This is a genomic window from Comamonas testosteroni (genome assembly GCF_030505195.1).
Classification (GTDB): Bacteria; Pseudomonadota; Gammaproteobacteria; order Burkholderiales; family Burkholderiaceae_C; genus Comamonas; species Comamonas testosteroni_G.
The window spans coordinates 1,275,017-1,297,435 of the sequence record NZ_CP129672.1 but is presented as its reverse complement, the minus strand read 5'-3'; the positions used below and the strand labels follow the sequence as shown (position 1 = coordinate 1,297,435).

Below are 22,419 nucleotides of genomic sequence, written 5' to 3'. Positions count from 1 at the left end.
ATAGATTGCCTTGCCTTGCCGTGGCGGCTTTCGCTGCGTCAGGCGCAGCTACCTTGCTTGGCGTTCATGTCTGAACAACGTATAAGTGCCCATGCAGGGTTGCCTGTGACAGACTGAAATTGTCGGTTCGAAAAATTCCCATCTGACCTGTTTGCGCTCAAAGCATCATGCCTGGCGTTTGGCTTGTGTATGCGCCGCTGCCTCCTGGAGATTGATGCCATGTCGCGATTGTTTATTGCCCTGTCCCTGAGCCTGTGTTTCACACACGCTGTGGCTGCCGCCGATCTGGAGGCTTTGTTCAATCAGGAGCGCTATGGCGAGTTTTTGCCAAAGGCTCACAGCGCTGCGGCCACAGGGGACGCGCAAGCCTTGTTCCTGCTCGGCAAGGCCTATCACCTTGGGCAAGGTGTAGACAAGAGCGAGGCGCTCGCCAAAAGCTATTACGAAAAAGCACGCGCCGCAGGCTCCGCGCGCGCCAGCCACAATCTTGGCGCTGTGCTCATGAGTGAAAAGCGCTCTGTCGAGGCCATTCCTTTGTTCGAAGAGGCGTTGCAGCGGGGTTTGCTGATGCCGACACTGTTCAATCTGGGCAAGGCATACAGCCCTAGCGATCGCGACTATGAGGTGCAGCGCCATGGCGGGGTTGTCAGGGCCGAGCGAGCAGGAGACTACTTTGTCCAGGCTTATGAGCAGGATGCGGACATCACCTCGCTCATGGAAGCCTCGCGCAATTATCTGCAGGCATATTTGGCGCTGCGCAATAACCACTTCAGCGTTCCCACAGAAGACGCGCGTGAGCGGCTGCGGGGCAAGGCATTGGCAGGGTTGAAGAAGGGCATGGCTCTCGACAACGCGCAGGCATGGAGCAACTATGGCGTGATGCTGCTGGAGGAGCGGGATTTCAACGGTGCCCGACAGGCTTTGCAGCAAGGTGCAGAGCGCAAGGTGGCGGTGGCGCACTACCATCTGGCGCGCATGGCTGCCAAAGGTTTAGGGCTGCCTGATGTGGACCGCCGGGCAGAAGCGTATCACTACGAGCAAGCCGCTTTGCTGGGGTTGAAGGAGGCTGCCCGACCAGCCATTAGTCGCCTTGTGGAAGTGCTTCGATACGAGACGGATTTGGCCGCACTCGAAGACGGTGCAGGCAGGCTGCGGGTGTTGCAGGCTGCCGACGGCGATGGCTTACGGGCTGACTCCGTCTTGTCTCGTCTGGAGTGGGGGCGTTTTCTGCAGAGCCAGCGCGAGCAGGCCAAGGCCTTGCCCGATAAGCCGCTGTACCTGCAAGCCTGTGGCCTGGGTCTGAGCCAGCTGTATGGCGGCACTTACAACCTTGGCTCTAACACTTCGTGGCGATTGCAGGTGCACCGTTCACTGGAAAAACCAGAGCGTCTTCCCATCGAAGGGCATGTCGATGAAGACGGTTGTGCCACGCTTTCCGAGCCTTTGCCGCAGCGTATTCGAGCAAGCCTGAGTGATGGCGCAGTCCTGGCTCTTGCCTTTCCGAACTTCACCTTGCCACTGGCCATGAAGGAGGCCGATGACCGCTTGCGGCTCGACATGCAAGCCATAGGGCTGCCGATTCCCTCGTTTTAGTTGTGCGCCGGCTCTTGTGCGCCGGCTCCTGTGCCCATTGGTGCGGTTTTTTGCACCCAGCGCAGCCGCAGGTGACCATTGTTCGGTCAGGCCATTGTTCGGTCAGGCTATTGCAGCCGCTCGGGGCAGGGTGTGACGGCGATGCTTTGCCGTGACCACAAGCGCAGTCAACGTGGTCAACACGCCCACACCTGCGGCGCTGCTAGAGCCCTGAATCTGTGCTGTGCGAGCGTGCCATAGCCCCGAGTACTGCTCGCCAACTGCGCCTTGGCGCGGGGCTGCATTGCTACACTGATCGACACATGAAGTGCATGAATGGCCTGTGTTTTTGAGGAGGGCGGGTCAATGGGCCTGATTCTTGCTTAACAACTGACAATCCATTCGCAGGAGGCGTGCAAGTATGCAGAAATTCGATGAAATGTACGCAATGCTGCCCTATGAGGGCAGCGATGTACGGGCCCATTACAAGGTCTATGCCCAATGGCTGGCGCACCAGCCGCACGCCACCATGCAAGCCCGCATGGCAGAGGCCGAGATGATCTTTCGGCGCGTGGGCATCACCTTTGCCGTCTATGGCGACAAGGACGAGAGCGGCGCCGGTACGGAACGCCTGATTCCGTTCGATTTGATCCCCCGCATCATTGCGGCCCATGAGTGGGCCAGCATGCAGGCGGGTCTGGCCCAGCGCGTGAAGGCGCTCAACTGCTTTATCCGCGATGCCTACCATGGGCAGGACATGGTGCGTGCCGGCCTGATTCCGACGGAGCTGGTGCGCGGCAACAGCCAGTACCGGCCCGAGATGGAGGGCATTCAGGTGCCCAACGATGTCTACGCCAATATCGCCGGCATAGACATCGTGCGTGCGCCCGATGAGCAGGGCAACGGCGTCTACTACGTGCTGGAGGACAATCTGCGCGTGCCATCGGGTGTTTCCTACATGCTGGAAAACCGCCGCATGACCATGCGCCTGTTCCCCGAGCTTTTCGGCAAGCATGCCGTGGCACCCGTGGCCCACTATCCCGACATGCTGCTCGACACTTTGCGTGCCAGCGCGCCCTCGGGCGTGCTGGAGCCCACGGTGGTGGTGCTGACTCCGGGCATGTACAACAGTGCCTATTTCGAGCATGCCTTCCTGGCCCAGCAAATGGGGGTGGAGCTGGTCGAAGGCCAGGATCTGGTGGTCGAGAAAGACGTGGTCTATATGCGCACCACCCAGGGTTTGCAGCGTGTGGACGTGATCTACCGCCGTGTGGACGATGATTTCCTCGACCCCGAAGTCTTCAGGCCCACATCGACGCTGGGCTGCAAGGGCCTGATGCGGGCCTACCGTGCAGGCAACGTCAATATCTGCAATGCCGTGGGCACGGGCCTGGCCGATGACAAATCGGTGTACCCCTATGTGCCGGAGATGATCCGCTTCTATCTGGGTGAGGAGCCCATCCTGCAGAACGTGCCGACCTGGCTGTGCCGAAAGGAGGACGACCTCCAATACGTGCTCGAGCACCTGCATGAGCTGGTCGTCAAGGAGGTGCACGGTGCAGGCGGCTACGGCATGCTGATCGGGCCGGCCGCGACCAAGGCCGAGATCGAGGCCTTCCGCCGCGTGCTGGTCGGCAACCCTTCGGGCTATATCGCGCAGCCCACGCTCTCCCTGTCCACCTGCCCGACCATGGTGGAAAAAGGCATAGCGCCGCGCCATATCGACCTGCGGCCCTTTGTGCTCACGGGCACCGAGGTCAACATGGTGGCCGGTGGACTCACGCGTGTGGCGCTCAAGCAGGGATCGCTGGTGGTGAATTCATCCCAGGGCGGCGGAACCAAGGACACCTGGGTGCTGGAAGATCAAGAGGGAGGCCATTGATGCTGTCACGTACCGCAGATCATCTTTACCGGATGTCCCGCTGCACCGGGCGGGCAGAAAAAAAGGCTGCAAGCATTTTTTCACCAGAATACGGCGCGCGCGTTCAGCGCGTGCGGGGTTCTCTGCCCAAGGAGGGCCTATGCTGAGCCGTACCGCCGACCATTTGTACTGGATGTCACGCTACACCGAGCGGGCAGAGAACACCGCGCGCATGCTCAGCGTGGCCTATGAAACCGCCATGCTGCCGCAGGCCATCCACGATGCCCATCGTGGCTGGCAGAGCGTGCTGTCCATCAGCGAGCTGATCCCGGCCTTCAAGGCGCAGTTTCCGGTGGTGGACCGCGACTCGGTGCTGCAGTTCATGGTCTCGGACGAGGCCAATCCGTCCTCCATCTTTGCCTGCCTCAAGGCGGCGCGCGAGAACGCGCGTGCCGTGCGCGGAGCGCTGACCACGGAATCCTGGGAAACGCAGAACCAGACCTGGCTGGCGCTGCAGCGCCACTTCGGCAAGGATGCCTGGAAGAAGGATCCGGCGCAGTTCTTCGAATGGGTCAAATACCGCTCGCACCTGTGGCGCGGCGTGTCGCTGGGCACCATGCTCAAGGACGAGGCGCTGCACTTTGTGCGCCTGGGTACTTTTGTCGAGCGGGCTGACAACACGGCACGCCTGCTCGATGTGAAGTTCCACTCCATAGAGCGCGACTACCACGGCATGCCGCGCGGTCGCGCCCTGATGAACTTCGACTTCTATCACTGGAGCGCCTTGCTGCGCAGCGTCTCGGCCTTCGAGGTCTACCGCAAGGTCTACCGCGATGTGATCACGCCCGAGCGCGTGGCCGAGCTGCTGATGCTGCGCGCCGACATGCCGCGCTCGCTGCTGGCCAGCATGCATGAGGTGGTCAAGAACCTGGAGCGCGTGGCCAACGACCATTCGCAGGAAACCACGCGCAAGGCCGGGCGCCTGCTGGCCGATCTGCAGTACGGCCGCATCGACGAGATCCTGACCACCGGTCTGCACGCCTATCTGACGCAGTTTCTCGACCGCGTCAATGATCTGGGCTCCGGCATCAGCCGGGACTTCCTGATGCCGACCTGAGACAGGCGGCGCTCAAAGCAAAAGCGGCCCTGAGGCCGCTTTTGTATTTCGACGCGAAGCTGGACTTACTCGATCTCGCCCATCAGCGACTGCAGATAGTTCTGCGTGCCGACCTTGTCGATCAGGTCGAGCTGGGTTTCGAGGAAGTCGATGTGCTCTTCGGTGTCGTCCAGGATCTTCTGCAGCAGATCGCGCGAAACATAGTCGCGCACGGATTCGCAGTGCGCGATGCCGTCCTTGATGGTTTGCTGTGCGGCCTGCTCCAGGCGCAGGTCGCAGGCCAGGGCTTCCGGCACGTCCTCGCCGATCTGCAGCTTGCCCAGATCCTGCAGGTTGGGCAGGCCGTCGAGCATGAAGATACGGTCCATCAGCGCGTCGGCATGCTTCATCTCGCCGATGGATTCCTCGTATTCCTTCTTGGCCAGCTTGTCGAAGCCCCAGTGCTTGTACATGCGGTAATGCACAAAGTACTGGTTGATGGCGGTCAGTTCGTTCTTGAGCTGGGCTTGCAGCCAGGAAATGACTTGTGCATCACCTTTCATGGGGAGGACTCCTTCTCGGGCAGTTGTTGTTCGAGCCGATTGTCCATGCTTTATGAGGCAAATCAAACAAAGCCCATGCCCGCCCGAATTGGCTGCATCTGATGCGCGTTCTCGTTTAGCTTTGGGGTTCGCTGCCCAGCTTTGACGCAGTGATGACAACAAAAGCTATGAGCGCGATTGAAGGACTATTGGCTGGAACTACCTGGTTTCGGCCCACAATAGAAAGCTGAGCTGCACAGCGCTGCGGCTTGACTTCAGAAGCCGGGAATCTGGTTTGATAGGTTTTTTAAATCAATTTAATGAAATCAATTGATTGGTTTTATTAAGCAGGCCGCTCTAAACTTCATCCTGTCTTCAAACACTAACCACAAGGAAACAGCAAATGTCTCTGATCAACACTCAAGTTCAACCTTTCAAGACCGAAGCCTATGTGAACCGCAACGGCAAGGGTGAGTTCATCACCGTGACTGAAGAGAGCCTGAAGGGCAAGTGGTCTGTGGTGATCTTCATGCCCGCCGCCTTCACCTTCAACTGCCCCACCGAAATCGAAGACGCCGCTAACAACTACGCCGAGTTCCAGAAGGCCGGTGCCGAGGTCTACATCGTGACCACCGACACCCACTTCTCGCACAAGGTGTGGCACGAAACTTCCGACGCCGTGGGCAAGGCCCATTTCCCCCTGGTTGGCGACCCCACACACCAGCTGACCAACGCTTTCGGCGTGCACATCCCCGAAGAAGGTCTGGCTCTGCGCGGTACCTTCGTGATCAACCCCGAAGGCGTGATCAAGACCATGGAAGTGCATTCCAACGAAATCGCTCGTGACGTGTCCGAGACCCTGCGCAAGCTCAAGGCTGCCCAGTTCACCGCCGCCAACCCCGGCCAGGTGTGCCCCGCCAAGTGGAAGGAAGGCGCCAGCACGATCACTCCTTCGCTGGATCTGGTCGGCAAGATCTAAGCCTGATACCTGTCGGCTGAGCGTGCAAGCGCTCTGAAAGCCGGACGACGTTCAGGCGAGTTCTGCCCGTCCGTCCGGCTTTTTTTCGCCCAGTTTTTGCTTTCATGGGCGGGCAAAGGCCTCAAAAGCACTTTGCTGCATTGCATCAACAACTCTAAATTCAAAGGAATCCACCATGCTTGACGATCAACTCAAAGCCCAACTCGCCGCCTACCTGGAACGCGTGCAGCAGCCGTTTGAGCTGGTGGCTTCTCTGGATGACAGCGAGACCAGTGCCCAGATGCACGATCTGCTGAAAACCATCCAGTCCCTGCGCAGCGACAAGATTTCCCTGCGCACCGACGGCAGCGATGCCCGCAAGCCCTCGTTCACGCTGCAGCGTCAGGGCACTGCCACCCAGCTGCGTTTTGCGGGTCTGCCCCTGGGCCATGAATTCACCTCGCTGGTGCTGGCCCTGCTGTGGACGGGTGGCCACCCTCCCAAGGTGGAGCAGGACGTGATCGAGCAGATCAAGGCGCTCGATGGCGACTTCAACTTCGAGGTCTATATGAGCCTGAGCTGCCACAACTGCCCCGATGTGGTTCAGGCACTGTCGCTGATGGCCATTCTCAATCCCAAGGTCAAGACCACGGTGATCGAGGGCGGCGCTTTCCAGAAGGAAGTGACCGAGCGCGAAATCATGGCCGTGCCCATGGTGTTCATGAACGGCAGCGTGTTCGGCTCCGGTCGCATGACCATCGAAGAAATCGTGGCCAAGCTGGACACCGGCGCTGCCTCGCGTGACGCGGCCAAGCTGTCGGCCAAGGAAGCTTTTGACGTGCTGATCATCGGCGGAGGCCCCGCCGGCGCGGCAGCCGCCGTGTATGCGGCTCGCAAGGGCATTCGCACCGGCGTGGCGGCAGAGCGCTTTGGCGGTCAGGTCAACGACACGCTGGCGATCGAGAACTACATCTCCGTGCTGGAGACCGACGGACCCAAGTTCGCTGCGGCCCTGGAAGCCCACACCCGGGCCTATGACGTGGACATCATGAACCTGCAGCGCGCAGAGAAGCTGATTCCCGCTGCGCAGCCCGGCGGTCTGGTGGAAGTGCAAATGGCCAACGGCGGCTCGCTCAAGGCCAAGACCGTGATCCTGTCCACGGGTGCACGCTGGCGCAATGTGAACGTGCCCGGCGAAGCTGAGTACAAGAACAAGGGCGTGGCCTACTGCCCGCACTGCGACGGCCCGCTGTTCAAGGGCAAGCGCGTGTCGGTGATCGGTGGCGGCAACTCCGGCATCGAAGCTGCGATCGACCTGGCGGGTCTGGTGTCCCATGTGACAGTGGTGGAGTTCGCCGATCAGCTCAAGGCCGATGCCGTGCTGGTCAAGAAGCTGCACAGCCTGCCCAATGTGACCGTCATCACCAACGCCCAGACCACCGAGATCACGGGGGCCAACGGCAAGGTCAACGGCCTGAGCTACAAGGACCGTACAAGCGGTGCCGTGCACCATGTGGAGCTCGAAGGTGTGTTTGTGCAGATCGGCCTGGTGCCGAACACCGAATGGCTCAAGGGCACACTGGAGCTGAGCAAGTTCGGCGAAATCATTGTGGATGCCAAGGGGCAGACCAATCTGCCCGGGGTGTTCGCCGCCGGTGACTGCACCACGGTGCCTTACAAGCAGATCGTGATTGCCGCCGGCGCCGGTGCCACTGCAGCGCTGTCGGCCTTCGATCATCTGATCCGCAACTAAACGGCTTTCATCGCTTGCAGGGCAGGCGATGAAAGCTATCAAAAAAGGACTGCCCGGGCAGTCCTTTTTGCTTTTGAACGGCCGCGAAGAGGGGGCTGTCGCCGCCGGGGTCGTCACGGGGCTTTGGCGTTCAGTGCACCGGGTTTGGGGCTTAACAGCCCTTGAAAACAGCTGTTGAAAACAGGCCACAGTGCAAGCCGCAGCCTTGCGTCGGCAAGCAATTCCCGGTTGGTAACGAAGTTATTTGCAGTTGAGAATTATTCGCATATACTGAGCTCCATTCAGCCAGCCAATGCCTTGCCAGCTACAGGCCGCGAAGCCTCTGACGTTTCGACCTGTGGCCATTGACGTACCCATCAGAAGCCAGCTCTTGTCCATTTCTATGAATAAAGAGGGTTTCTAGTATGGCTTCCGCCACCGCTTTGCACGCCCGCGCCTCGCTGGCGCCACGCTCCAATCTCCGTCCGCTGGCGCTGGCCTGCGCACTGGCCTGCGCCGCCATCTCGGCCCAGGCCCAGCAGCAATATTCCGAATCCGTCCAGGTCGCGGCGGCCCGTGCCGACCGCAGCACGCCCGTGCTGCGCGATGTGGTCATCAGTGCCTCGCGCGACGAGCAGGACGCCGACAGCCTGCCCATGACGGTGGACGTCATCGATGGCAAGCAGATGGAGGAGGAGCAGATCGGCGACATCCGCGAGCTTGCCGCCAAGCTGCCCAATGTGACCGTGCCGCGCAGTCCGGCGCGGTTCACACTGGCCGGCTCCTCCTCGGGGCGTGACCAGAACAGCGGCTTCAATATCCGTGGCCTCGAAGGCAACCGCGTGCTGATGCTGGTCGATGGCGTGCGCCTGCCGCGCAGCTATGCCTTCAGCGCCAACTCCTTTGGCCGTGACTATCTGGATCTGGGTCTGGTGCAACGCGTGGAGATTCTGCGCGGCGCCGTGCCCGCGCTCTATGGCTCGGACGGCATGGGCGGCCTGGTCAATTTCATCACCGTGCAGCCCGACGATCTGCTCAAGGACGGAAAGTCCATCGGCGGCCGTGTCTCGGCCAGCTATGACGGCTCGGACAACGGCAAGCGCGTGGGTGCGACGATTGCAGGGCGCGCCAGCCCCGAGTGGAGCTGGCTGGTGTCGGCTGGCATGGGCCGCTCCAGCGCGCTGGAAAACATGGGCAGCAACAATGTGGTGGGTGCGCTGCGCACCACGCCCAATCCTGAAAAGGACAAGAGCCATTCGCTGCTGGGTCGTCTGGTCTATACGCCGTCTGCCGTGCAAAAGCATGTGTTCACGCTGGAAAACGTGGACAAGCGCGCGGACTACGATTTGCTCAGCGCACGCACGGCCACGGTGACGGATTCGCGGGCGCAAACCACCATGAAGCGCTGGCGTGCCAGCTGGCAAGGTGAGTGGCGTGAGCTGAATATGGCACTGGCCGACGAGCTCAAGCTGATGGCCAGCTACCAGAGTTCGGACTCGCGCGAGTTTGTGACCGAAACACGTACTCCACCTCTGGCCTATCGCGAGCGCGATGTGACCTATGACGAGGACGCGCTGCAGCTGCACGCCCAGGCCGGCAAGACGCTGCGCTGGGGCAATGGCCTCAGCGGCAAGTTCAGCTATGGCGTGGACTATCTGCGCGGCAAGGTGGTCAACGAGCAAAACGGCATCACGCCACCGGCAGGCGAGAGCTTTCCGCTCAAGCGCTTCCCCGACACCACGGAAACCTCGACGGCGCTGTTTGCCCAGGCCGAGCTGCACTACGGCGCGTTCAGCCTGACGCCCGGATTACGGGCCGAGCACTACAGCATCAAGCCCAAGCAGCAAGGTTTTGGCGGCACAGCGGTCAGCAACTCCGACTCCGCCGTCTCCCCCAAGCTGGGCGCCATGTTCCAGATGAACGATGCCTGGTCGGTTTACGGCAACTATGCCGCCGGCTTCAGAGCGCCGAATGCGGGGCAGATCAATGCCTTCTTCGAGAACCCGTTTGCGTTCTACAAAAGCATTCCCAATCCCGATCTCAAGGCGGAAAAAAGCAATACCTTCGAGCTGGGACTGCGCGGTCGCATGAATGCGCTGCGTCTGGATGCGGCAGTCTTCACGGGCCGCTACAAGGACTTCATCCAGGATCAGGTGACGGTTTCCGGCGCATTTGGTGACCGCAACAACCCGGCTGTCATCCAGTCCGTCAACCTCAATCGCGTGCATATCAGCGGCTTCGAGCTCAAGGCCGACTACGACTGGGGTCGGTTTGCGGGAGGCAACTGGCGCACCAACGCTGCCTATGGCTATACCAAGGGCACGGACAAGAGCACCAACAAGCCGGTGGACACCATCTCGCCACAGCAGTTGGTGCTGGGCGTGCGCTATGACAGATCCACCGTTGGCGTGCAGCTCAGCGCCTCGCACTGGGCGGGCAAGAAAGACAAGGATGCGCCCGATCTTTCCTCCGGCCGCCCCTTCCTCAGCCCATCCGCGACAGTGCTGGATCTGAGTGCGCAATGGCGCATCCGCCCCGGCACGCGTCTGAATGTGGGCATCTACAACCTGACCGACAAAAAGTATTCGCGCTGGGCGGATGTACGTGGCTTGAGCCGCACGACGCAGATTGCCGATGCCTATACCCAGCCGGGCCGCAATGTGCGCGTGTCCCTGGTTCAGGACTTCTGATTTTGTAGCTGAAAGCGCTTGTTTGATAAGCGCTTGAGATCTGTTTGACTCAAAAACTGCGGGAGTGAGCCATGTCTGTTTATGAGAACACCGCCAATGCCCAGAGTGCCTCTGGCAGCCGCGATGAGGAATATCTGCTGACCGAGGGCGAAGCCCAGCTGGCCACGGTGCTGGCGCTGATGACCGGTTTCAGCCAGGGCTGCTGTGCGGCGCACCGCGCGCCCATGGCCCTGAGGGTATCGGCGCAGCTGGCGCGCATGGCCGAAGGCCTGGACGGCTGTGAGCGCTCCGAGGACATGCGCCACTTTCTGCAAAAGCTGGAGCAGCGCTGGGCCACCGTGGCCCAGGTGCTGGCCCAGCCTGAACAAGAGCCCGAAGCCCAGGCTTCGGCTCCCCGCTTTGGCGACGAATTTTCCAACCCACAACCACACTGGCATCACAGCCCGGAGACCCTGCAATGAACGCCATCACCTCCCCCGAAATCCAGACCATGACTGCGGTGCAAATCCGTGAGCAATTCGCGCAAAAGCGCGAGCAAGGCCTGCGAGCCAAAGATGCGGCCGAGGCGCTGCAACTGAGCGAAGGCGCGGTCATCGCGGCCCATGGCGGCGAGCATGAACGCTCGCTGCAGGCGCTGCCGCTGCGCGCCGAATGGCTGGACATTCTTAAAGCCCTGCAAGCCTGCGGCCCGGTGATGGCGCTCACGCGCAACGAATCCACCGTGCATGAAAAGGACGGCATCTATCAAAACGTCTCGGCCCAGGGCCCGGTGGGTCTGGCGCTGAGCCGCGAGATCGATCTGCGCCTGTTCTTCATGCACTGGCACGCCGGCTTTGCGGTGACCGAGGAGTCCGCCAACGGCAACCGCCCCGCCATGCGCAGCCTGCAGTTCTATGACGCGGCCGGCCGTGCCGTGCACAAGGTGTTCGCACGTGAGGCCACCGATATGGCGGCCTGGAATGCGCTGGTCGAGCGCTTTGCCGAGCCGTCCGCAGGCTATGTGTTCCGCGAGCCTGCGGCCAAGCCTGCCCTCAAGGCCGACGCCGAGATCGACGTGCCCGCGCTGAGCCAGGCCTGGAGCGATATGCAGGACACGCATGAGTTCTTCGAGATGCTGCGCAGGTTCGGAGCCGAGCGCCAGCAGGCCTTCCGTCTGGTGCCTCAGTACTGCGAGCGCCTGAGCACCGACGCAGTCGCGCAGCTGCTGGGCGATGCGGCGGTGGACGGCGTCTCCATCATGGTGTTTGTGGGCAGCAGCGGCTGCATCCAGATCCACACCGGCCCCGTGAGCAACATCCAGCCCATGGACGGCAAGGACGGCGTGCGCTGGATCAATGTGCTGGACAAGGGTTTCAACCTGCATCTGCGCACCGACCTGATTGCCAATGTCTGGGTGGTGCAAAAGCCCACCAGCGATGGCGTGGTGACCTCGGTCGAGGCCTTTGATGCCGAAGGCAACAACATGGCCATGTTCTTTGGCGAGCGCAAGCCCGGCCAGCCCGAGCTGCAAAGCTGGCGCGACCTGGTGGCCGGCCTGCCGCGCAAGGCAGCAGTGGCGGAGGCCGCATGAGCACAGCCAGCATTTCCCGGCGCCAGGGTCTGCATTGGCTGGGTGCGGCTGTGGCGGGCGCGGCCTTGCCGGCCCTGGCTCAGACCGCCGCTTCCGCGTCTGGAGCGAAGCGGCTGGTGTCTCTCAGTGGCGCATTGACCGAGGTGGTCTATCTGCTCAATGCCCAGGGCCTGCTGGTCGGCACGGACACCACCAGCCTGTTCCCCGAGGCGGCGCAAAAAACCGCCAAGGTCGGCTATGTGCGCCAGCTCTCGGCCGAAGGCCTGCTCTCGCTCAAGCCCGATGCGGTGATCGCAACCAGCGAGGCCGGCCCGCCCGTGGTGCTCGATCAGATCCGTCAGGCAGGCGTACGCGTATCGCTGGTTGCGGCCAGGCACAACTGGGCCGAGGTGCAGGAAAAGGTCAAGGTCGTGGGACGCGAGACAGGTCGCTCTAGCGAGGCCGACAAGCTGCTGGCCCAGCTCGATGCGCAGTGGAGCAGCGTGCAGGCCCAGGTGGCCAAGGCCCAGCGCAAGCCGCGCGTGCTGTTTGTGCTCTCGCACAGCGGCAGTCCGCAGGTGGCGGGCAAGGGCACGGCAGCCAATGCGCTGATCCGGTACGCGGGCTGTGTCAATGTCATCGACCAGTTCGACGGCTACAAGCCCCTGACCGCCGAGGCCATGGCCAGCGCCGCGCCCGAGGTCATCATCAACACCACCCAGGGCATCGAAGCTCTGGGCGGCGAGGCCGCCTTCTGGAAGCGGCCCGAGCTGGCACTGACGCCCGCCTACGCCAAGAAGGCGCTGGTGACGCTGGAGGCCAGCCACCTGCTGGGCTTTGGGCCGCGCCTGCCCAGCGCTGTGCAGGCGCTGCATATGCGCGCACTGCAGTGGGTGGCCTGAGCATGAGCGCAAGCATGGGGAGCGTGGCACCAAAGCCAGCAGTCGAGCGGCCTGTCGCATCGCGCTGGCGCACTCCTGCTGGACGGCTCAGCCGCGGCGCAGCCCTGTTGCTGGGGGCGGCACTGGTGCTGCTGGCCATGGTGTGGGGAAGTGCCAGTGGGGCCTATGCCATTGCACCGGGACAGTTGCCAGGGATTGTCTGGGACGGGCTTCGCAGTCTTTTTGGCGGTGCCGTGGACAGCGGCCCCGAGCATCTGGTCTTTCTCAATATCCGCCTGCCGCGCCTGCTCATGGGCGTGGCTGCGGGTGCGGGACTGGGGCTGGCCGGCGCATTGATGCAGGGGCTGTTTCGCAATCCGCTGGCGGACCCCGGGTTGATTGGCGTCAGCAGCGGCGCGGCCCTGGCTGCCGGCATCACCATCGTGCTGGGCGGCCTGTATCTGCCCTGGCTGCCGCGTCATCTGGGCAGCTGGGCCCTGGTAGCCATGGCTTTTGGCGGCGGCCTTGCCGTGACCGCCGTGGTCTATGTACTGGGCCAGGTCCAGGGCACGACCCGCATCGGCCTGATGCTGCTGGCCGGCATTGCCATCAATGCGCTGGCCGGTGCCGGACTGGGTTTTTTGAGCTTTGTATCGACGGACGAGCAACTGCGCAACCTGCAGATGTGGCTGCTGGGCAGCCTGGGAGCCTCGCGCTGGAGTGCGCTGGCCCTGGTGTCGGCGGCCGTGGCCGTCAGCGCGGCGGCAGCGCTGGCGCTGGCCAGGCCGCTGAATGCGATCGCTCTTGGCGAGGCCCAGGCCAATTTGCTGGGCGTGGCCGTGGAGAAGACCAAGCGCCGCGCCGTGATGGTGGCGGCGCTGGCCGTGGGGGCCGTGACCGCGACCACGGGCATCATCGGCTTCATCGGCCTGGTCGCGCCGCACTGGGTGCGGCTGATGGCAGGGCCTGACCATCGCGTGGTGCTGCCGGGCTCGGCCCTGCTGGGCGCGGCGCTGGTGGTCAGCGCCGATGCCGTGGCGCGCACCATTGCCAAGCCGGCCGAGCTGCCGCTGGGTGTGCTCACCGCGTTTATCGGCGTGCCGCTTTTTCTGGCCATGCTGCGCCAGTTCAGGAGCAAGGTATGAGTACGCACCAAGGGCTGTCCAGCCTCGAATGCCGCAATCTGGGTGTCGGCGTAGCCAAGGGGCCGCGCCTGGCGACGGTGGATGTGCGGATTGCGGCTGGGCGCTTTACCGCCATTCTCGGCCCCAATGGCGCCGGCAAGTCCACGCTGATGTCCATGCTGGTGGGCGAGCGCGCGCCGCAGTCAGGGCAGGTTCTGCTCGACGGGCTGGAGCTGTCCGGGCATGCGGTGGAAGGGCTTGCGCGCCGTCGCTCCGTCATGCCCCAGGATTGCAGCGTGGCCTTTGACTTCACGGCCCAGGAGGTGGTGGAGCTGGGGCGTTATCCGCATCGTCACCAGCCAGCCGCCGGGGAAGCGCAAATTCCGGCGCAGGCCATGGCGCTGACCGGGGTCGATCATCTGGCGCAGCGCAGCATCAACACGCTGTCGGGCGGGGAGCGGGCTCGCACCCATCTGGCCCGGGCACTGGCGCAGATCTGGCCGGATGAGCGCGCGCCCGCCGACGGCGCGGCGCGCTGGCTGCTGCTGGACGAACCCACCGCCGCTCTCGATCTGGCCCATCAGCACCATGCCATGCGTTTGCTGCGCCAGTGGGCCGCTCAGCAGGGCGCGGGTGTGGTGGCGGTGATCCATGATCTGAACCTGGCGCTGCGCTATGCCGACGATGTGCTGGTGCTGGGCGGTGATGCCGGAGTGCATCACGGTGCGGTGCTGGAGGTGCTGCAACCGGCGCTGGTGCGCCAGGTCTGGGGCATGCAGTGCGACCCGGTGCGCAGCAGCGACGGCGCGCTGCAATATATTTTTGTAGCTGATACCGCTTTACCTGCTTGAAATTTCAGAAGATTGCATTGAATTATGAAGCCAGTCATGCGCAGGCTGCTTCATATTCAATAGCGTATGACCTGCCGATTCAGATTCAATGTGTATGTACGGTCAGCGCAACCAGCTTGAGCACCAGAGGCCGCACCATCATCACGCAGAAAAATGCCACCGGCATGGCCAGCGCATAGGCGCTGAACACGCGACGGACATAGCCGCTGTCAAAGCCGGTATTGGCCGCCACGATGGTGCAGCACATCAGAAACGCCATGATGCCGGCCATGAAAAACGCAAAGACAAATGGCGTGTAACGCCGGTGCAGCTTCAGCGTCGAAAGTCTGGATGGGGAAGAGCTGGTGGAGGAGTTCATGAATGCGATGCCGGAAGTGCATGGCGCGTCGCCGCGGCGGGAGTAGGGCCTGCCAGCGGTTCGGGCCGAATGCAAGGATGGGAAACAGGGCTGAACTTTAGGCAGGATCAGCGGGCTGCGGTAGAGGCCCGGGACTTGTTGCACTCATAAGCAGAACTTTCGAATGCAATTGGAGATACATTCGCAGTCATGCCGAATCTGCGAGCCATAGAAACCTTTGTCAAAGCGCTGGAGGGAGGCTCCATCGCCTCGGCCGCGCGCCAGCTGGGCATATCGCCCGCCGCAGCCAGCCAGAACCTCGCACGGCTGGAGCGCGAACTGGGCACGCGCCTGATCACCCGCACCACCCGGTCCATGGCCTTGACCGAGGCCGGCGAGCGCTATCTGGCGCGCGTCGCTCCGGTGCTCGACGAGCTCGAAAAAGCCCAGTCCGATCTCTCGCTGATTCATGGAGAGCTGCAAGGCAGATTGCGCATTGCCTGCATGGCTGCGTTCGGCCGCCATGTGCTGGCGCCGCTGCTGCCCGCGTTTACCGCGCTGCATCCTCGGCTGGAGCTGGAGCTGTTGATCACGGACCGGCATGTGGACGTGCTCAAGGAGGATGTGGACATCAGCGTGCGCTACCGCGATGTGCTGGAGCCCGGCATGTCGGTGCGGCTGCTGGCCTCGATGCCGCGCATTCTGTGTGCCTCGCCCCAGTATCTGCAGCAGCACGGCCGACCGCAGACGGCGCAGGAGCTGCTGGGGCATGCCTGTCTGCTGTACCGGCGCGAGCGCGACGGCCGGCTCATGCGCTGGCCGTTTCAACGTGACGGGCAAAGAGCCGATCCGCCCCAGCGCATTGCGCTGATTGGCAGTGATATCGACGCACTGGTGGAATATGCGGTCGCGGGCGGCGGCATTACCTGGGCGGGTGACTTTATCGTGCACGAACATGTGCGCGACGGGCGGCTGGTGCCGCTGAGCCTCAAGCCGGGGCGCAAAGGCCAGCTGCAGTTTGCCGATGAGCCGCTGGACTTTTTTGCCTGCTTCAGAGACCGTCAGTATGTGCCCGCTAAGGTCAGGGCACTGGTGGACTATCTTGTTCAGGCATTACCGCAGCGGTGGTGAACTTCACCGTCTGGGTAGTAGCGGCAGCTCTTGAAACCGACGCAGCTCAAATGAGAGACACCGAGGAAGGGCCGCCCCGCACCGAGGGTGTCGTCCCCCTCGGGGGAAGCGGCAAAGCCGCTCAGGGGGGCTCAATGCCCCAGATGCTGCGGCAGCACTTCCTGCAAGATAGTGGTGGCAATCTCTTCGATCGACTTGGTGGTGCTGGACAGCCACTGGATGCCGCTTCTGCGCATCATGGCCTCGGCCTCGGCCACCTCGTAGCGGCAGTTGGGCAGGCTGGCGTACTTGGAGTCGGGACGGCGTTCGTTGCGGATGCTGGACAGGCGCTCGGGCTGAATCGTCAGGCCAAACAGCTTTTTGCGGTAGGGCTCCAGCGCGGGCGGCAACTGCTTGCGCTCGAAGTCCTCGGGAATCAGCGGATAGTTGGCCACCTTGAGGCCGAACTGCATGGCCAGGTACAGACTGGTGGGCGTCTTGCCGGAGCGGCTGACGCCCACCAGGATCACGTCGGCACCGCTCAGGTCGGCATGGGTCTGGCCGTCATCGTGAGCCAGCGTGTAGTTGATGGCCTCCATGCGCTCCAGATATTCCTTGCTCTCGCTGATGTCGGCAAAGCGGCCCACGCGGTGCAGCGACTTCTGGCCCAGCTCCACTTCCAGCGGGCGCACAAAGGTGCCGAACATGTCGAACAGCTTGCCCTTGCAGTTGGCTTCAAGGAATTCCAGCATCTCCTGATTGACCAGGGTGGTGAAGATGATGGGCTTTCTCTTCTCCACCTCGGCCACATGGTTGATCTGGCGCACGGCCTGATGAATCTTGTCCATCGAGTCCACAAAGGGGATGCGAATCAGCCTCGGCTTGCTCTCGAACTGGGCCATGATGGCCGTGCCAAAGGTCTCGGCCGTGATGCCTGTGCCGTCAGAAATGACAAAAATCGTATGGGTATGCATGGTGCGCGCAGTGATTAGGTGGAGGCGGGGCCGGCAATGCCATGCCCTGAAGTCTGAAACAGGTTTGAGCCGCGCCAGGGTTCATGGCTAGGCCTACAATTGCGCCCATTATTCCCAAATTCCACCCATGCTCGTTGACGGTCAACATCCAGAACAGCAAAGCACTGCATCGATGCAGCGTGGGTTCGCGTGCCCTGGCCATTCAGCCCAGTCGCCGCAAGCGTGCCGGTTTTTTACCTTTGGAGCTTTCCCATGTCTCAACTCTTCGAAGCGACCGCATTAGTCGTTCCGTTCGAAAAACTGCGCATGACCGACGTCGAGTCGGTCGGCGGCAAGAACGCCTCGCTCGGCGAAATGATCTCGCAACTGCCCCAGGGCGTGCGCGTGCCCACCGGCTTTGCCACCACGGCTCATGCCTTCCGCGAATTCCTGGCCTTTGAAGGTCTGGCTGGCAAGATCTCGGCCAAGCTGGCCGCTCTGGACGTGGACGATGTCCGCGCCCTGGCCGCTGTGGGCGCGGAAATCCGCGCCATGGTGGAAAGCCAGCCTTTCCCTGCCGATCTGGAGCAGGCCATCCGTGAAGAATTTGTCCGCCTGCAAGGTGGCAATGCCGAGGCATCGTTTGCCGTGCGCTCTTCCGCCACTGCGGAAGATCTGCCCGATGCATCGTTTGCCGGCCAGCAGGAAACCTTCCTGAACGTGGTGGGCATCGAAGACGTGCTGCACAAGATGAAGGAAGTGTTCGCGTCGCTGTACAACGACCGCGCCATCTCCTACCGCGTGCACAAGGGCTTCGAGCACGATGTGGTGGCTCTGTCCGCCGGCGTGCAGCGCATGGTGCGCTCCGACAAGGGCGCTGCCGGCGTGATGTTCACCATCGACACCGAATCCGGTTTCGAGGAAGTGGTCTTCATCACCTCCAGCTACGGCCTGGGCGAGACCGTGGTGCAGGGCGCCGTGAACCCCGACGAGTTCTATGTGCACAAGCCCATGCTCAAGGCGGGCAACAAGGCGCTGATCCGCCGCAATCTGGGCTCCAAGCTGATCCAGATGATCTTTGCCACGCCTGAGGAAAAGGCTGCCGACGGCAAGCTGGTCAAGACCGTGGATGTGGCCCATGAGCTGCGCAACCGCTATTCGCTGACTGACGAGGAAGTGCAGCAGCTGGCGCATTACGCTCTGGTGATCGAGCAGCATTACGGCCGCCCCATGGATATCGAATGGGGCAAGGACGGCACCGACGGCCAGCTCTACATCCTGCAGGCGCGCCCCGAAACCGTCAAGAGCCAGGCCAAGGGCCAGGCCGAGCTGCGCTACAAGCTCAAGGGCACGGGCACCGTGCTGGCCGAAGGCCGCGCCATCGGCCAGAAGATCGGCACAGGCCCCGTGCGCCTGGTGTCCGACATCTCGCAGATGGACCAGGTGCAGGCCGGAGACGTGCTGGTGACCGACATGACCGACCCCAACTGGGAGCCCGTCATGAAGAAGGCTTCGGCCATCGTCACCAACCGTGGCGGCCGTACCTGCCACGCAGCCATCATTGCTCGCGAGCTGGGCATCCCTGCCGTCGTGGGCTGCGGCAATGCGACCGATCTGCTCAAGGCCGAAACCCTGGTCACCGTGTCCTGCGCGGAAGGCGATACCGGCAAGATCTACGACGGTCTGCTGGAAACCGAAGTGACCGAGGTCAAGCGTGGCGAGATGCCCAGCATCTCCACCAAGATCATGATGAACGTGGGCAATCCCCAGCTGGCTTTTGACTTTGCCCAGCTGCCCAATGAGGGCGTGGGTCTGGCCCGCCTGGAATTCATCATCAACAACAACATCGGCGTGCACCCCAAGGCTATCCTGGACTACCCCGCCGTTGACGCCGATCTGAAGAAGGCTGTCGAGTCCGTGGCCCGAGGCCATGCCTCGCCCCGTGCGTTCTACGTGGACAAGGTGACCGAAGGCGTGGCAACGATTGCCGCCGCTTTCTGGCCCAAGCCCGTGATCGTGCGCATGTCCGACTTCAAGTCCAACGAATACCGCAAGCTGATCGGCGGCAGCCGTTACGAACCCGAGGAAGAGAACCCCATGCTGGGCTTCCGCGGTGCCGCGCGTTACATCTCGGCCGAGTTCGGTGAAGCCTTCAAGATGGAATGTGAAGCCCTGCGCCGCGTGCGCGAGGACATGGGTTTGACCAATGTCAAGATCATGATCCCCTTCGTACGTACCCTGGGCCAGGCCAAGCGCGTGACCGAGCTGCTGGCCGAGAACGGCCTCAAGCGTGGTGAAAACGACCTGCAGCTGATCATGATGTGCGAAGTGCCCTCCAACGCCGTGCTGGCCGAAGAGTTCCTCGAATACTTCGACGGTTTCTCTATAGGCTCCAACGACCTGACCCAGCTGACCCTGGGCCTGGACCGCGACTCCGGTCTGGAGCTGCTGGCCGTTGATTTCGACGAGCGCGACCCCGCTGTCAAGAAGCTGCTGGTTCATGCCATCAAGGCCTGCCGCGATCAGGACAAGTATGTGGGCATCTGCGGCCAAGGCCCTTCGGACCACCCCGACTTTGCCAAGTGGCTGGCCGACGAAGGCATCTCGTCCATCTCCCTGAACCCTGACAGCGTGGTCTCCACCTGGCAGAAGCTGGCTGAATAAGCCTTGCGCATCGGCATGCAGACGCATCACGCGCCCGTGCATGACGATGCTGCGCCGGATGCTCCGCGACAGGCATTCGATGCGTTGGGCAATCCGGTGGAAGTCACCTTCCCGCCGGATCTGCACGATACCTACCACCTGAGACTCAAGGCCTTGCTGCTGACGGTCTGGGTGGTATTTTCATTTGGCATCTGCTACTTTGCGCGGGATATCCAGGAGCTGGTGCCCGACTGGCCCGTGGCCTACTGGATGGCGGCCCAAGGGGCAGTCCTGATGTTCCTGCTCATCATCGTGGTCTATTGTGTGGCCATGGATTATTTCGAACGCCAACAGGCGCGTGACGAGGCGCGCAAAGCGGCTGAGGCTCACGATGCCTCCTCTGCCGCTTCCGATCTTCATGCCTGAGCGGCCCGTTCTGAGCCGCGCCTACCACTGGCGGCTGCATCGCATTCTTTTTCTCTATGTGCTGGGCACGGCGGGCTTTTTGCTGACCATGCTCTGGGCCGAGGAGCGCGGGCTTTCGCGGCACTGGATAGGGCCCATCTTCCTGTTCTCCACAGTGATGGTGTACGCGGCCATCGGTGTGTATTCGCGCACCAGCGATGCCGAGGAGTATTTCGTCGCCGGCCGGCGCATTCCGCCTTTCTACAACGGCATGGCGGCGGCTGCCGACTGGATGAGCGCAGCCTCGTTCATCAGCCTCTCCGGCGCGCTTTATCTGCAAGGCTTTTCGGGAACCGGCACACAGCCCGGCGGGCTGGCCTATGTCCTGGGATGGACGGGCGGGTTCTGCCTGGTCGGCATGCTGATTGCCCCCTATCTGCGGGCCATGAATCTCTACACCGTGCCGGATTTCTTCCAGGCACGCTATGGGGGACGCTGGCCGCGCATCATTGCTGCGCTGGCAGCCATTACCTGCTCCTTCACTTATGTGGTGGCGCAGATCTATGGCGTGGGCCTGATTGCCGCACGGCTGACCGGTGTTCAGTTCGAGATCGGCATCATGCTGGGGTTGGGCGGCGTGCTGCTGTGCTCGTTCCTGGGTGGAATGCGGGCGATCACCTGGACTCAGGTGGCGCAATATGTGGTGATCCTGCTGGCCTTCATGCTGCCGGTTTCCTGGCTGGCCTACAAACAGCTGGGCAACCCCTGGGCGCAGCTGGCCTATAGCCAGCAATTGGGCAAGATTGGCGCCATGGAGCAGCAGCTGCTGTCCTCGGAGGCTGAGCAGTCTGTGCTGGAGGCCTACCGCACCCGGGCCCAGGTGCTGCAGGCCAAGCTGCGGGATGTGCCCAATGTGCTGGCGGCTGAACGTCAGGCGCTGAGCGAGCATATCCGCGAACTGCGCACCAGCAGCGGCAATATCGGTGCCATCATGACCGCCAGCCGGGAGCTGGCCGCCATGCCCAAGGACGAGGTGGCGGCACGCGAGCTCTGGAGCCGCGAGCTGCACGAGGCCTATGAGCGGGCCAAGCCGCTGGGCGGCATGCCGCTGCAAAGCCAGCCTTTCGCGGGCGATCCGCATGGCTCGCCGGCCGAGCAGCAAGCCTATGAGGAAAGTCGGCGCAATTTTCTGGCGCTGATGTTTTGCTTGATGGTCGGCACTGCCGGGCTGCCGCACTTGCTCACGCGCTATTTCACGGTTCCCTCGGTGTCGGCGGCGCGTACCTCGGTGGCCTGGTCGCTGTTCTTTATCGGCCTGCTGTATCTTGGCGCACCGGCCTTGGCCGTGCTGGTGAAGTACGAGGTCATGAGCAATCTCGTGGGCACGCATTTCGATGCCTTGCCGAACTGGATAGCACAGTGGTCAAGGGTGGACGCCTCGCTGCTGTCGGTGGAGGATATCAACGGCGATGGCATCTTGCAGTTTGCCGAAATCCGCATGGGGGCCGACCTCATCATGCTGGCCACTCCGGAACTCGGCGGCATGCCTTATGTGCTCTCCGGGCTGGTGGCTGCTGGCGGGCTGGCGGCGGCCCTGTCCACGGCCGATGGCCTGCTGCTGACCATCAGCAATGCCTTGGTGCGTGACCTCTATTTTCAGGAGCGGCGGCGCCTGGATACGCGCAAGCGACGTGTCTCGCCCGAACAGCGCGTGATTCTCTCCAAGTTCGCATTGCTGCTGGTGGCCCTGTCGGCGGCATTTGTGGCGGCGCGGCGCTCTTCGGACATTCTTCCCATGGTCTCGGCCTCCTTCTCTCTGGCGGGCTCGGCTTTTGTGCCGGCCATGGTGCTGGGCATCTTCTGGCGTGGCACCACGCGCCGTGGTGCGGTGGCCGGCATGCTGCTGGGCCTGGCCGTGACGGTGTACTACATGCTCTCTCATGTGCCGGGGCTGCAGGGCGTGCTGCCCTCGGCACTGCGCGGCGAGGCACTCTGGTGGGGCATTCAGCCCATCTCGGCCGGAGTGTTTGGCGTGCCGGTGGGCTTGGTCACCACATTGCTCGTGAGCTGGTGGGAGCAGCGGCGGGCGAGAGTTAAAAACTCTTGATTTGACGG

The 22,419-nt window shown here is 62.5% G+C and carries 18 protein-coding genes; 15 read left to right on the top strand and 3 right to left on the bottom strand.

From position 1 onward, the window contains the following. Positions 1–219 precede the first annotated feature (219 nt). The 3 genes from QYQ99_RS05960 to QYQ99_RS05950 all read left to right on the top strand — a co-directional run bounded on the left by QYQ99_RS05960 (position 220) and on the right by QYQ99_RS05950 (position 4,550). On the top strand, positions 220–1,593 hold the full coding sequence (locus QYQ99_RS05960; protein ID WP_302091839.1) for a hypothetical protein: 1,374 nt from the start codon (positions 220–222) through the stop codon (positions 1,591–1,593). A gap of 400 nt (positions 1,594–1,993) precedes the next feature. Continuing rightward, complete coding sequence (locus QYQ99_RS05955; RefSeq protein ID WP_302091838.1) at positions 1,994–3,454, top strand: circularly permuted type 2 ATP-grasp protein; 1,461 nt, start codon at positions 1,994–1,996, stop codon at positions 3,452–3,454. Between the two features lie 139 nt (positions 3,455–3,593). Beyond that, positions 3,594–4,550, top strand: a complete 957-nt coding sequence (locus tag QYQ99_RS05950) for an alpha-E domain-containing protein (RefSeq protein WP_302091837.1) — start codon at positions 3,594–3,596, stop codon at positions 4,548–4,550. Positions 4,551–4,615: 65 nt separating this feature from the next. Here the strand turns inward: QYQ99_RS05950 and bfr are convergent, their stop codons facing one another. Continuing rightward, the gene (gene bfr, locus QYQ99_RS05945) at positions 4,616–5,092 is read right to left on the bottom strand and encodes a bacterioferritin (protein ID WP_003057652.1); all 477 of its coding nucleotides are present in this window, start codon (positions 5,090–5,092) and stop codon (positions 4,616–4,618) included. Positions 5,093–5,474: 382 nt separating this feature from the next. On the opposite strand from bfr, the gene ahpC reads away from it, so the two are divergent. The 8 genes from ahpC (at position 5,475) to QYQ99_RS05905 (ending at position 14,856) form a co-directional block, all read left to right on the top strand. Next, on the top strand, positions 5,475–6,050 hold the full coding sequence (ahpC, locus tag QYQ99_RS05940) for an alkyl hydroperoxide reductase subunit C (protein WP_302091836.1): 576 nt from the start codon (positions 5,475–5,477) through the stop codon (positions 6,048–6,050). A 175-nt stretch (positions 6,051–6,225) separates the two neighbouring features. Then, positions 6,226–7,782: an alkyl hydroperoxide reductase subunit F gene (gene ahpF / locus QYQ99_RS05935; protein WP_302091835.1), complete on the top strand. Its 1,557-nt coding sequence runs from the start codon at positions 6,226–6,228 to the stop codon at positions 7,780–7,782. Between the two features lie 404 nt (positions 7,783–8,186). Further along, the gene (locus QYQ99_RS05930; protein WP_302091834.1) at positions 8,187–10,451 is read left to right on the top strand and encodes a TonB-dependent hemoglobin/transferrin/lactoferrin family receptor; all 2,265 of its coding nucleotides are present in this window, start codon (positions 8,187–8,189) and stop codon (positions 10,449–10,451) included. A 71-nt stretch (positions 10,452–10,522) separates the two neighbouring features. Continuing rightward, entirely contained in the window at positions 10,523–10,912 is a 390-nt protein-coding gene (locus QYQ99_RS05925) for a hypothetical protein (protein ID WP_302091833.1), read from the top strand. Beyond that, a complete protein-coding gene (locus QYQ99_RS05920; RefSeq protein ID WP_302091832.1) occupies positions 10,909–12,021 on the top strand; it encodes a hemin-degrading factor in 1,113 nt (370 codons plus the stop codon). The genes QYQ99_RS05925 and QYQ99_RS05920 overlap by 4 nt, the downstream gene beginning before the upstream one ends. Beyond that, positions 12,018–12,902, top strand: a complete 885-nt coding sequence (locus QYQ99_RS05915) for a heme/hemin ABC transporter substrate-binding protein (protein WP_302091831.1) — start codon at positions 12,018–12,020, stop codon at positions 12,900–12,902. The genes QYQ99_RS05920 and QYQ99_RS05915 overlap by 4 nt, the downstream gene beginning before the upstream one ends. A 14-nt stretch (positions 12,903–12,916) precedes the next feature. Next, entirely contained in the window at positions 12,917–14,026 is a 1,110-nt protein-coding gene (locus QYQ99_RS05910; protein WP_302093123.1) for a FecCD family ABC transporter permease, read from the top strand. Then, positions 14,023–14,856, top strand: coding sequence for a heme ABC transporter ATP-binding protein (locus QYQ99_RS05905; protein ID WP_302091830.1), 834 nt, complete (start codon positions 14,023–14,025; stop codon positions 14,854–14,856). Before QYQ99_RS05910 ends, QYQ99_RS05905 begins: the two co-directional genes overlap by 4 nt. 85 nt (positions 14,857–14,941) lie before the next feature. On the opposite strand, the gene QYQ99_RS05900 is transcribed toward QYQ99_RS05905, so the two are convergent. After that, positions 14,942–15,214, bottom strand: a complete 273-nt coding sequence (locus tag QYQ99_RS05900; protein ID WP_053282249.1) for a DUF2798 domain-containing protein — start codon at positions 15,212–15,214, stop codon at positions 14,942–14,944. 189 nt (positions 15,215–15,403) lie between these two features. Here QYQ99_RS05900 and QYQ99_RS05895 point away from each other — a divergent pair, with 189 nt between their 5' ends. Next, positions 15,404–16,324 carry a LysR family transcriptional regulator gene (locus tag QYQ99_RS05895; protein WP_302091829.1) on the top strand — a complete coding sequence of 307 codons (921 nt, stop codon included), beginning with the start codon at positions 15,404–15,406 and terminating at the stop codon, positions 16,322–16,324. A 131-nt stretch (positions 16,325–16,455) separates the two neighbouring features. Here the strand turns inward: QYQ99_RS05895 and ppsR are convergent, their stop codons facing one another. Further along, the gene (ppsR, locus tag QYQ99_RS05890) at positions 16,456–17,277 is read right to left on the bottom strand and encodes a posphoenolpyruvate synthetase regulatory kinase/phosphorylase PpsR (protein WP_302091828.1); all 822 of its coding nucleotides are present in this window, start codon (positions 17,275–17,277) and stop codon (positions 16,456–16,458) included. A gap of 252 nt (positions 17,278–17,529) precedes the next feature. Here ppsR and ppsA point away from each other — a divergent pair, with 252 nt between their 5' ends. From ppsA to QYQ99_RS05875, 3 genes are read left to right on the top strand one after another with little or no spacing between them, the layout of a single operon-like run. Then, a complete protein-coding gene (gene ppsA / locus QYQ99_RS05885) occupies positions 17,530–19,920 on the top strand; it encodes a phosphoenolpyruvate synthase (protein ID WP_302091827.1) in 2,391 nt (796 codons plus the stop codon). 15 nt (positions 19,921–19,935) lie between these two features. After that, positions 19,936–20,325 carry a DUF4212 domain-containing protein gene (locus QYQ99_RS05880; RefSeq protein ID WP_302091826.1) on the top strand — a complete coding sequence of 130 codons (390 nt, stop codon included), beginning with the start codon at positions 19,936–19,938 and terminating at the stop codon, positions 20,323–20,325. Further along, positions 20,318–22,411 carry a VC_2705 family sodium/solute symporter gene (locus QYQ99_RS05875; protein WP_302091825.1) on the top strand — a complete coding sequence of 698 codons (2,094 nt, stop codon included), beginning with the start codon at positions 20,318–20,320 and terminating at the stop codon, positions 22,409–22,411. Before QYQ99_RS05880 ends, QYQ99_RS05875 begins: the two co-directional genes overlap by 8 nt. Positions 22,412–22,419 lie beyond the last annotated feature (8 nt).